This window comes from Vibrio sp. AK197, assembly GCF_053903115.1.
Genome location: NZ_CP096430.1, coordinates 2,250,085 through 2,262,303 on the forward strand (window position 1 = coordinate 2,250,085; position 12,219 = coordinate 2,262,303).

The following is a 12,219-nucleotide window of genomic DNA, read 5'->3' on the forward strand; positions in this document are numbered from 1 at the left end:
TCGACAAACCTATTTAAAAGGCACATTTCTGTGCCTTTTTAGTTTCTAATCACCAATCTTTGCCCACGTATCACGAAGGCCAACGGTACGGTTGAATATTAACTTGTCCGCGCTTGACGTTGTATCAGCACAGAAGTAGCCCGTACGTTCAAACTGGTAGCCGGCTTGCTCTTGCGCCTGACCCAGGCTTGGTTCCACATAGCCGTGTTTAACAACCAAAGACTCTGGATTAATGGTTTCAGCAAAGTTATCAGACGCCGCTGGGTTTGGTACGGTAAACAGACGATCGTACAAACGAATTTCAGCAGGCAGCGCTTTATCCGCTGATACCCAATGAATAACGCCTTTCACTTTTCGACCATCGGCTGGATTCTTGCCCAACGTTTGGTCATCGTAGCTACAGTAAATCGTTGTGATATTGCCTTGGTCATCTTTTTCAATGCGTTCAGCCTTAATCACATAAGCGCCACGTAAACGCACCTCTTTACCCAACACTAAACGTTTGTACTTTTTATTGGCTTCTTCACGGAAGTCTTCACGCTCAATCCAAACTTCACGAGTAAACGGAACTTCACGGCTGCCCATCTCAGGTTTGTTTGGATGATTTGCCACGTTCAAGGTTTCGACTTTACCTTGCTCGTAGTTTTCAATCACTAACTTAACTGGGTCAATAACCGCCATTGCACGTGGTGCATTTTCATTCAAATCATCACGAATACAAGACTCTAACGAGCTCATTTCAATCATGTTATCTTGCTTGGTGACACCAATGCGTTTACAAAACTCACGAATCGATGCAGCAGTAAAGCCACGACGACGCAAACCAGAGATGGTTGGCATACGTGGATCATCCCAACCATCAACCAGTTTCTCGGTCACAAGTTGGTTCAATTTACGCTTAGACATCACCGTGTACTCTAAATTCAAGCGACTGAATTCGTACTGATGTGGCGTGCAATCAATCGTAATGTTTTCAAGAACCCAATCATAAAGACGGCGGTTGTCTTGGAACTCAAGCGTACACAATGAGTGAGTAATGCCTTCCAATGCATCTGAAATGCAGTGAGTAAAATCGTACATTGGATAAATGCACCATTTATCACCAGTCTGATGATGCTCGGCAAAGCGCACACGATATAAGACAGGATCGCGCATAACCATGAACGACGAACCCATATCGATTTTCGCACGTAAACATGCACTACCTTCAGCAAACTCACCTGCTCGCATTTTTTCAAATAGTGCAAGGTTCTCTTCCACACTGCGATCGCGATACGGGCTTGGTTTACCTGGCGCTTTTAAAGTGCCACGGTATTCACGAATTTGATCTGGGGTTAACTCTTCAACGTAAGCAAGGCCTTTATTAATAAGCTCAATCGCATACTCGTAAAGTTTATCGAAGTAATTGGACGAATAGCAGATATCGCCACTCCACTGGAAACCTAACCAGCTTACGTCATTCTTAATCGATTCAACGTATTCCACATCCTCTTTTTCAGGGTTGGTGTCGTCAAAACGTAAGTTACATTGTCCCTGGTAATCCTGAGCAATACCAAAGTTTAAGCAAATGGACTTGGCGTGCCCGATATGCAGATAGCCATTCGGCTCTGGCGGAAAACGAGTATGCACGCTTGTGTGTTTGCCATCCGCTAAATCTTTATCGATGATTTGGCGAATAAAATTCGATGGACGAGCTTCAGCTTCACTCATCTATAGCACCTCAATTGTTTTAGTATTGTCAGAGAAAGGGTTTGTACCTGTAATTAGGCCACAAATTATATTAGCGGTAATGATCCACAATTCTTTGCGAATGCACAACTATATCTCGAGTTTTCTTGAAAAATAATCACGACCAACGCTTAAACCACCACCAACTTGATGTTTGTGCCACTATGATTAATCCACGCCAGCACAATACGTGACAATTAAGTCGGCAAATGTCGTTCAATTTCTATACGTTTTTACAAAAAAAGCCCCCTAAATAGGAGGCTCTATGATGGATAACCAAAGGTATTATGAGGAAGTTGAAACCTCAGATAAATCTTCGTTTTGGTCAATATTTTTCATTTCACCGGCAATGATTTCCGCAAGCGGTCCCAAGATAACTTGTAGGTTGTTAGAGCCAAGTTTAACCACGCCCATTGCACCTAAATCTTTGAGCTGCTGCTCATCAATCACTGACATGTCTTTTACTGTCAAACGAAGGCGGGTAATACAAGCATCAATGTTCGATAGGTTTTGATGACCACCAAGCACTTTTAAATACTGTTTAGCCAATTTATTTGACTCTTTTGCCCCTTGCAATGGTTGACCAGCGCGACCTTCAACCTCGTCTTCACGTCCTGGTGTTTTGAGGTTAAAGCGCACGATAACCGTTCTGAACACAACGTAGTAGATAGCGAAGAACACCAATCCTTGGATAATCAACATATACCACTGAACCGCCAATGGGTTACGCGTAGAAAGGAATAAGTCGACAAAACCTGCGGAGAAACCAAAGCCTGCAATCCAGTGCATGGAAGCGGCAATAAACACCGAAATACCCGTTAACACGGCGTGCAGCACATAAAGCAGTGGCGCAAGGAACATGAATGAAAACTCAAGTGGCTCCGTTACCCCTGTAAAGAAAGAAGCAAATGCAGCCGCAATCATGATGCCTGCCACTTTTTCTTTGTTCTTGGCGGTCGATGTATGGTAAATCGCAAGAGCAGCACCAGGTAGACCAAACATCATAATTGGGAAGAACCCAGCTTGATACATACCCGTTACACCGGCAACGGCGGTTCCTTCTGCAATGGATTTTGCGCCACCTAAGAAATTAGGAATATCATTAATCCCTGCAACATCAAACCAGAACACTGAGTTTAATGCGTGATGAAGACCAACAGGAATCAATAAGCGGTTAAAGAAGGCATAAATCCCCGCACCTGCAGACCCCATGCCTTGAATCGACTCACCAAAATGTACAAGCCCACCATAAATCGCTGGCCAAATATACATAAGAACAAAAGAGAGAAGGATACCAACGAATGAAGTTAAGATAGGAACAAGGCGCTTACCTGAGAAGAAAGCCAGCGCTTTATGCAATTCAACTGTCGAATAACGGTTATAAATTTCGGCAGAAATGATGCCCACTAGAATACCTACAAATTGGTTTTGAATTTTACCAAATGCGGCAGGAACTTCTGAAGGGTCAATACCTTGGATTTGTGCAACTGCACCAGGTGACAGCAGGGTTGTAACCACATACATACACACCAAACCGGCCAGTGCGGAAGCACCATCTTTGTCTTTCGACATACCGTAAGCGACACCGACAGCAAATAACCATGACATGTTGTCAATAATCGCTGCACCCGCTTTAATGAGGAACCCCGCCAATGCAGAGTTAGCACCCCAGCCGGTCGGGTCAATCCAGTACCCTACCCCCATGAGGATGGCCGCGGCGGGCAAAGTTGCCACCGGAACCATCAGCGCTTTACCTACGCTTTGAAAATAACCAAGAATATTCACCTTATAGTTCCCCCTATAGGATATTTATTATCTTGAACGACTTTTTTTATCCGCTCAATTTAGTTCCCCCAGTTTATGGTTTTAATTTTGCTCCGCAAATTAAAACCTTATCTTTTGTGATCATTATCACCGCAAAGTTCTGCAATATAGGGTTTTTGCTAGCAAGATCATAAAACTTATTTCATGTTGTAAAAAATGATAATATAATCTCGTAAACCGCGTTATTCTTGACATTTAGCGTCATCAATACCCAAAAAATTTATAAACAATGAAGAAAACAGCCCTAGGTCTTGTCATAAATATCGCATAATGTGAAAAAACCGAAGATTTTATCACCTAAAAGTTACTTTTCTTCATTTTATTTTGCCTGACCATGTAAACAAACAAGAGACAATCTGCCATTGTTGTTTGACGGAAATTTTAGGCGTAACCAAAGAACAAGAATCGATAAAAGGATTAGCTGACCATGTATGCGCTAACGAACTGCAAAATATTCACCGGCTCTGACGTATTGCTTCACCATGCGGTCGTCGTAAAAAATGGGGTCATTGAACAAGTCTGCCGTGAAGAACAACTGCCGCACAACATTGAAAAGAAAGATTTGGCGGGCGCAAATTTAAGTCCTGGCTTTATTGATTTACAACTCAATGGTTGTGGTGGTGTGATGTTTAACGACGACATCACGCCTGCCGCGCTAGAAACAATGCATCGCGCCAATTTAAAATCTGGATGTACCAGCTTTCTTCCTACCTTGATCACCTCATCCGATGAGGATATGCGGCGGGCTATCGCGGTCACACGTGAGTATCAACGCCTAAACCCAAACCATTCACTTGGCTTGCATCTTGAAGGGCCCTATCTTAACGCCGCGAAAAAAGGCATTCACAATGTGGATTACATTCGCCCTTCAAACCAAGCAATGATTGAGACAATTTGTGACAATGCGGATGTCATCGCCAAGGTGACCCTAGCACCAGAAATCAACGATCATTCACATATTCAACGCCTTCACCAAGCGGGTATTGTTGTGTCAATTGGTCATACCAATGCAACCTACATCGAAGCCCGTCAAGGGTTTGAATCCGGTATTCGTTTTGCGACTCATCTATTCAATGCGATGACACCTAGTGTTGGCCGTGAACCTGGAGTGGTGGGCGCTATCTTTGATACTCAAGACGTCTATGCTGGTATTATTGCAGATGGCTTCCATGTTGATTACGCGAACATTCGTATCGCCCACAAAATTAAGGGCGAAAAATTAGTATTAGTGACGGATGCCACAGCTCCTGCAGGCGCTAATATGGATTACTTTATTTTTGTTGGTAAGAAAGTATATTACCGAGATGGTAAGTGTGTTGATGAGAATGGCACACTAGGCGGCTCAGCGCTCACGATGATAGAAGCGGTTAAAAATACCGTTGAGCACGTCGGTATCGCGTTGGATGAAGCGCTGCGAATGGCAACATTATATCCTGCCAAGGCAATCGGTGTAGACAGTAAACTCGGCCGTATTCGAGAAGGAATGGTCGCAAACCTCACCGCATTTGACCGCGACTTCAACGTTGTAAAAACGATAGTTAACGGACAAGACGAGTAAACATAAAGCATGAATGGCGGACAGATAGGTAACGTAGATCTAGTAAAACAACTTAACAGCGCAGCTGTGTATCGCCTGATTGATCAACAAGGCCCGATATCACGAATTCAAGTTGCGGATGTTAGCCAATTAGCCCCCGCCAGTGTTACCAAGATTACCCGTCAGCTTCTAGAGCGCGGTTTAATCAAAGAAGTAGCGCAGCAAGCCTCTACAGGCGGTCGACGCGCTATCTCGCTCACGACTGAAGTGGAGCCTTTCCACTCGATTGCCGTGCGGCTTGGGCGAGACTATATCCACCTCAGCTTATATAACCTCGGTGGTAAAGAACTGGTGTCTGAACACCAAGAATTTTACTACACCAGCCAAACGCAACTTACCGACGGATTGATCACGCACATTCGCCAATTTATCGATAATCAGCAGGGCTTCATTAAACAACTGATCGCGATTGGCGTCTCATTACCAGGTTTAGTTAATCCTGAATCTGGTGTGGTGGAATACATGCCTAACGTTGCAGTGAGCAGCTTAGCCATTTCTGATTTGATCGTAGAAACCTTTCAAGTACCGTGTTTTGTCGGCAATGATGTTCGTGGTATGGCGCTTGCTGAGCACTATTTCGGAGCCAGCCAAGATTGTCAGGATTCGATTTTGGTTAGCGTTCATCGAGGCACCGGTGCAGGTATTATCGTCAATGGACAAGTTTTTCTTGGCCACAACCGTAACGTTGGCGAAATTGGTCATATCCAAATCGATCCACTCGGCGAACAATGCCAGTGCGGTAACTTTGGCTGTTTAGAAACAGTGGCTGCCAATCCTGCGATTGTAGAGCGGGTAAAAAAACTGATCGCCCAAGGCTATGAATCAAGCTTATCTCAAGCAGAGCACATTACAATTACCACGATTTGCCAGCATGCCAACCAAGGCGATGAGTTGGCTAAACAAAGCTTAGTGAGGGTCGGAAACCAGTTAGGAAAAGCGATTGCGATCACCATTAACTTATTTAACCCACAGAAAGTGGTGATTGCCGGCGATATTATTCAAAGCCAAGACATTGTTTTTCCTGCAATACAACGTAATGTCGAAAATCAATCCTTGAAGACATTTCATCAACAGTTACCGATTGTGGCGTCCGAAATCGATACTCAACCGACCATTGGAGCTTTTGCAATGATTAAGCGGGCAATGTTAAATGGGGTTTTGTTACAAAAGTTACTTGAAAATTAACAACAAACTCTCACAGTTAGATAAACTTAAGGGCTAAGTATACTACCTAGCCCTTTTTTGTATTAAGCGAGTAAACGTCAGCCATGGATCTCATTCTTATTAGCGCCGCCTTTGTCGCGGGTTTCATTGCGTTAAAGTGTCACCTTCCTCCTCTGGTCGGCTTCTTACTTGCAGGGTTTGGCTTGCATGCTTTCGGCTACACCACCAATGACACCATTATTGAATTGGCGGATCTTGGGGTCACTTTATTGTTGTTTACCATCGGCCTGAAGCTGGATGTCAAAGTCTTGATGTCCAAAGAAATATGGGCTGGCGCAACCCTGCATAATCTCCTTTCTACCGCGCTGTTTAGTGTTGTCCTCGTGGGCCTTAAAGTGCTTGGAGTGAATGCGTTAGCATCAATGGACTTTGCACAATTGGCCTTACTTGGCTTCGCTCTGTCATTTTCAAGTACGGTCTTTGCGGTAAAGTCATTGCAAGAACGGGGTGATATGAATGCTACCTTTGGCACCATCGCGATCGGGATTCTTGTTATGCAGGACATCTTCGCGGTGGTGTTTCTAACCGCATCAACCGGAAAGTTACCTCATTGGTATGCGATTGCCCTATTTGCCTTACCACTGGTTCGCCCGCTATTTTTCAGATTGATGGATAAAGTCGGCCACGGCGAAATGTTGATCTTATTAGGCGTTTTCCTCGCCTTAGTCGTTGGCGCCGGACTGTTTGAATTGGTCGGAGTGAAGCCGGATTTAGGCGCGTTGATTCTGGGTATGTTACTCGCTCAACATTCAAAAGCGTCAGAACTCTCGAAGTCACTCTTCAACTTAAAAGAGCTGTTTTTGATCTGTTTCTTTCTTAATATCGGACTGTCGGCACAACCAACCTTATCCGGCCTCGTCCTCGCTCTATTAGTGTTGTTACTCTTGCCGTTGAAAGGCGTTCTTTACTTTTGGGTATTGAACCGATTTAAATTTCGAGTCCGAACGTCTTTAATGGCCTCTTTCAGCCTACTCAATTACAGCGAGTTTGGCCTAATACTGGGTGGGCTTGCGTTTAAGATGGGATGGATGAGTGACGACGTACTGGTCGCACTCGCGCTTGCGGTGTCAATGTCATTTATCATCGCATCGCCAATTAATCGTAAAGGCCATGAACTCTACCAAAAATCCGCCAAATGGTTAAAAGAACAGGCGGCGGAAAATCTCAATCACCGCGATCAGCGTATTAACCCAGGACATGCACAAATTCTCATTCTGGGCATGGGGCGTATTGGATCGGGAGCCTATGACGAACTTCGAGCTCGCTATGGAAAAATTAGCTTAGGAATCGAAGTACGGGAGGACGCAGCGCATGAGCATCGCAGTTTAGGTCGTAATGTGATCTGTGGCGATGCGACAGACTCTGATTTTTGGGAACGAATTTTAGATACCGCTAACGTCAAATTGGTTTTGCTCGCCATGCCTCACCATCAGGGTAATCAAATAGCCTTACAACAGCTTCAAGCGCGCGGATTTAACGGTCAAATCGCGGCCATTGCCGAATACCCCGACCAAGTGGAGGATTTAATGGAATCAGGCGTTGACGCCGCGTTTAATATTTATCGCGAAGCCGGGGGCGGGTTTGCTCGCCACGTTTGTGACCAACTGAAGCCAAACTTTAATCAACCCTAAAAACTCAATCATGCTAAGGCGGTCATAAGACCGCCTTATTTGTCCCCTTTTCTCACTTCCTTACACCAAAAGTGGCTAAAATCTACCCCGAGTTAGATTTCATTTAATTATTTTCAATATAATTAAAAATAATTTACCACAAAGCATTTTAAGTATTATTTTGACCACTTTCTGGTTGCATTTATTAATCAAAGTGGCAAATTATCTTCAAAGCAGTAAAAAACGTTCAACAAAGGAATTGGTTATGTGTTCTATCTTCGGCATTTTAGACATAAAAACAGACGCGCAAGCGCTTCGTCCTGTTGCATTGGAAATGTCTAAAAAATTGCGTCACCGTGGTCCTGATTGGTCAGGAATTTACTCATCAGAGCGTGCGATTTTAGCACATGAGCGCCTTGCGATTGTTGGTCTCAACAGTGGCGCTCAACCAATTTATAGCCCTGATAAAAAACTGGTTCTTGCAGTTAACGGTGAGATCTATAACCACAAAGAAATTCGTCAACGCTACCAAGATAAATACGATTTCCAGACCGACTCTGACTGCGAAGTGATCTTAGCGCTGTATCAAGAGATGGGTGCGGATCTATTGGAAGAGTTGAACGGTATTTTCGCTTTCGTTCTTTACGATGAAGAAAAAGACCAATTCCTAGTCGGCCGTGATCACATCGGGATTATTCCTTTGTACCAAGGTTATGATGAACATGGTAACTATTATGTGGCATCAGAAATGAAAGCCCTAGTGCCGGTATGTCGTACCATCAGTGAATTCCCTCCGGGTTGCTACTACGGCTCGCAAGATTCGTCTCCGGTTCGTTACTATCTACGCGACTGGAATGAATATGCAGCGGTTCAAGGCAACACCACCAGCAAAGAAGAGTTAACAGAAGCACTAGAAGCCGCCGTTAAACGTCAATTGATGACCGATGTACCTTATGGCGTGTTATTGTCTGGTGGTTTAGATTCCTCCATCACTTCGGCAGTGGCTAAACGCTTTGCGGCAATGCGTATCGAAGATGACGATAAATCAGCTGCTTGGTGGCCCCAGCTACACTCATTTGCCATTGGCCTTGAAGGCGCCCCCGATCTAAAAGCGGCACGTGAAGTGGCCGAGCAAATTGGTACGGTTCACCATGAAATGACCTACACCATTCAAGAAGGGTTAGATGCGATTCGTGACGTTATCTATCATATTGAAACTTATGACGTCACGACGATTCGAGCATCAACACCTATGTTTTTGATGGGACGTAAAATCAAAGCCATGGGGATTAAGATGGTGCTTTCCGGCGAAGGCGCTGATGAAATTTTTGGTGGTTACTTGTACTTCCATAAAGCACCTAATGCCCAAGAGTTCCATGAAGAAACGGTTCGTAAATTGTTAGCTCTGAACATGTTTGACTGCGCGCGAGCTAATAAATCATTGGCCGCATGGGGCGTCGAAGGTCGTGTTCCATTCCTTGATAAAGAATTTATCGATGTCGCGATGCGCTTAAACCCAGCCGATAAAATGTGCGGTAACGGCAAAATGGAAAAACACATTCTTCGCGAATGTTTTGAACATTACCTGCCTGAATCTATCGCATGGCGTCAAAAAGAGCAGTTCTCTGACGGTGTCGGTTATGGTTGGATTGATACTCTTAAAGCGGTTGCAGCGGAGCGTGTTACGGATCAACAGATGGAAACGGCTTCTTTCCGCTTCCCATACAACACACCAACCACCAAAGAAGGCTACATGTACCGCGAGATTTTTGAAGAATTATTCCCGCTTCCATCTGCCGTTGAGTGTGTTCCAGGTGGGCCATCGGTCGCTTGTTCTTCTGCTAAGGCAATTGAATGGGATGAATCGTTCAAAAACTGTGTTGACCCATCAGGCCGCGCGGTTCAAAACGTACACAACGACGCCTATGCCGAAGGGGCTTAATCGTTAACTCAGTTTTACATTGAACGTAAAAAGCGCAGAGTCATCAACTCTGCGCTTTTTTATGTCAGTGAGTAATATGCCAACGTCTCAGTCGAATTCAATATCGTGATTATCAATACTCATTTCAACAGGAGTGCTCAAAAGCGTGACCAGTAGAATAGAGCGTGTTTCACCGTCAGGTTCTTGATAGATAGCATCTATCCCCGCAAATTGCCCGCTCTTGACACGAAGCGACTGTCCCTTTTTCGGCACTTCACTTTGCATTTGCTCATCGAGCTGTTCCATTTGCTTGAGCGACACGACTAAATCGCCTTGCAACTGCTGAGGCATCGCACCTTGCCGAACAAAGTCGATCACTCCCCGTGTTGAACGAATCGTGGTAAACGTGGGGCCGATTTCACAATCAAACCGAATAAAAATATAAGAAGGAAACAGAGGCTCTTGTTTCAGCTGACGCTTACCGCGAACTATTTTCTCGACACTTATTTGTGGGTAGTAACATTCAACACCTTGATGTTCAAGGTTGAGCTTGGCTCTTAACTGCTCTCCCCGCTTGCAGTAAACCAAATACCAGTTTTTCATAGACATCAACCAGTGCAAAATTTTGCTTATACTAACATTTCTCAAAAACGCAGCAAACTGCTCCAAGTTAAGTCCAACGCCACCGACAGCACAATTCCATTTATGAAATCATAGATTTCGAACCACTCATTGAGATAAAGATCACGCAAATTTCTTTTTGTTTCAAACAATTACAGCACAATGTAGGCAATACCGCACAAATGCGAATTTACAATATATTTATCTAGTCAGTATAAATAAAGTAAAATATTCAGCTCACATAAGATCCATAAGCAGAATATATGTCAAACCAACATCATCAAATCATGGGCCACCCACGCGGCCTATTCCTTCTTTTTGGTACCGAACTTTGGGAACGCTTTTCCTACTACGCAATGCGTGCAATTTTGGTACTTTACCTGACCGATGCAACGATCAATGGCGGTATGGGTTGGAGTACTAAAGATGCTCTCGATCTATACGGAATATACACTGGGCTCGTTTATATCACCCCGCTGATTGGTGGATGGTTGGCTGATAACTATTTAGGTCAACGTCGCTCTGTGTTAATTGGTGGTGCGTTAATGGCCATCGGCCAGTTCACGCTGGCACTGCCTCATAACGCAGTATTTGGTTTAAATGACGTCCACGCATTCTATCTCGGTCTCGGCCTTCTTATTACCGGGAATGGCTTATTTAAGCCGAATATTTCCACTATGGTTGGTGATCTCTATGATGAAGGTGACCACCGTCGTGATGGCGCATTCACTATTTTCTACATGGGCATCAATTTAGGCGCGCTCCTTGCTGGTGTCATTGCAGGTTCAGTTACCGACAGTTTTGGTTGGAAATATGGCTTTGTCACAGCTGGAATCGGTATGGTCATTAGCTTGATTATGCAAATGATGTTTGCGGGTCGTTGGTTGGGTAAAATTGGCGTCGTTCCAGCTGCAAAAAGAGATCTGGATAAAAAGCACGCAAAAAGCAAACAACCCTTAACCAAGCAAGAACGCGATCGACTCAAAGTTATTCTAATTATGGGCCTATTCGTCATTGTCTTCTGGGCTGGCTTTGAACAAGCAGGTGGCCTGATGAATATCTATACCCAAGAATATACTGACCGTATGATTGGTGGGTTTGAAGTGCCAGCCGCATGGTTCCAGTCTCTCAATCCATTCTTCATTATTACTCTTGCTCCAGTACTGGCTGCACTCTGGGTGAAAATGGGGAAACGCGAACCGAGCTCACCGGTTAAATTTGCTGTTGCTTTACTCTTCTTAGCGCTTGGGTTCTTGTGCATGGTTGGTGCCGTAATGGAGCAAGGGGGCGATGTTACTGTCAAAACGTCGATGTTGTGGCTTGTTGGCGCTTTCTTCTTCCATACTCTTGGTGAGCTTTGCTTGTCTCCAATCGGGCTTTCAATGGTAACTAAGTTAGCCCCGCTACGTTTAGCCTCTCTAATGATGGGTGCTTGGTTTGGTTTTAATGCGATTGCCAATTACGTCGCTGGGCTAATCGGTTCACATGTCGGCGAGCTTGGCGCGATGTCAATCTTTGGCGGTATTGCCATTGCAGCAACCATTAGCGCCGTACTACTTCTTCTGTTTTCTAACCAGTTAGTGAAATGGATGCATGGCGCAGAGGGTGGAGAGCACGATGAAAATGAGCAGCCTCAAGCAGAGGTCCAAACTGCGTAATCTATGATCATCAATAAAAAAGGCACCACTTCGGTG

The 12,219-nt window shown here is 44.5% G+C and carries 8 protein-coding genes; 5 read left to right on the plus strand and 3 right to left on the minus strand.

The genetic code is table 11. The features are described from left to right. Positions 1 to 45: 45 nt before the first annotated feature. Together glnS and nagE are read right to left on the minus strand one after the other, a co-directional pair. A complete protein-coding gene (gene glnS / locus M1D72_RS17490) occupies positions 46 to 1,710 on the minus strand; it encodes a glutamine--tRNA ligase (protein ID WP_456296029.1) in 1,665 nt (554 codons plus the stop codon). A gap of 303 nt (positions 1,711 to 2,013) precedes the next feature. Next, complete coding sequence (gene nagE / locus M1D72_RS17495) at positions 2,014 to 3,513, minus strand: N-acetylglucosamine-specific PTS transporter subunit IIBC (RefSeq protein ID WP_390189074.1); 1,500 nt, start codon at positions 3,511 to 3,513, stop codon at positions 2,014 to 2,016. A gap of 466 nt (positions 3,514 to 3,979) precedes the next feature. Between nagE and nagA the strand changes: the two genes are divergently transcribed. The 4 genes from nagA (at position 3,980) to asnB (ending at position 9,925) form a co-directional block, all read left to right on the plus strand. Further along, positions 3,980 to 5,110, plus strand: a complete 1,131-nt coding sequence (gene nagA / locus M1D72_RS17500; RefSeq protein ID WP_456296030.1) for an N-acetylglucosamine-6-phosphate deacetylase — start codon at positions 3,980 to 3,982, stop codon at positions 5,108 to 5,110. Positions 5,111 to 5,119: 9 nt separating this feature from the next. Beyond that, positions 5,120 to 6,334 (plus strand): DNA-binding transcriptional regulator NagC, encoded by a 1,215-nt coding sequence (nagC, locus tag M1D72_RS17505; protein ID WP_390189072.1) that lies wholly within the window; start codon positions 5,120 to 5,122, stop codon positions 6,332 to 6,334. Positions 6,335 to 6,417: 83 nt separating this feature from the next. Continuing rightward, positions 6,418 to 8,004, plus strand: a complete 1,587-nt coding sequence (locus M1D72_RS17510) for a cation:proton antiporter domain-containing protein (protein ID WP_390189071.1) — start codon at positions 6,418 to 6,420, stop codon at positions 8,002 to 8,004. A 244-nt stretch (positions 8,005 to 8,248) separates the two neighbouring features. After that, on the plus strand, positions 8,249 to 9,925 hold the full coding sequence (asnB, locus tag M1D72_RS17515; RefSeq protein WP_390189070.1) for an asparagine synthase B: 1,677 nt from the start codon (positions 8,249 to 8,251) through the stop codon (positions 9,923 to 9,925). Positions 9,926 to 10,012: 87 nt separating this feature from the next. Here the strand turns inward: asnB and rfaH are convergent, their stop codons facing one another. Beyond that, entirely contained in the window at positions 10,013 to 10,507 is a 495-nt protein-coding gene (rfaH, locus tag M1D72_RS17520) for a transcription/translation regulatory transformer protein RfaH (RefSeq protein WP_390189069.1), read from the minus strand. A gap of 281 nt (positions 10,508 to 10,788) precedes the next feature. Here rfaH and M1D72_RS17525 point away from each other — a divergent pair, with 281 nt between their 5' ends. Continuing rightward, complete coding sequence (locus tag M1D72_RS17525) at positions 10,789 to 12,183, plus strand: peptide MFS transporter (RefSeq protein WP_390189068.1); 1,395 nt, start codon at positions 10,789 to 10,791, stop codon at positions 12,181 to 12,183. Positions 12,184 to 12,219 lie beyond the last annotated feature (36 nt).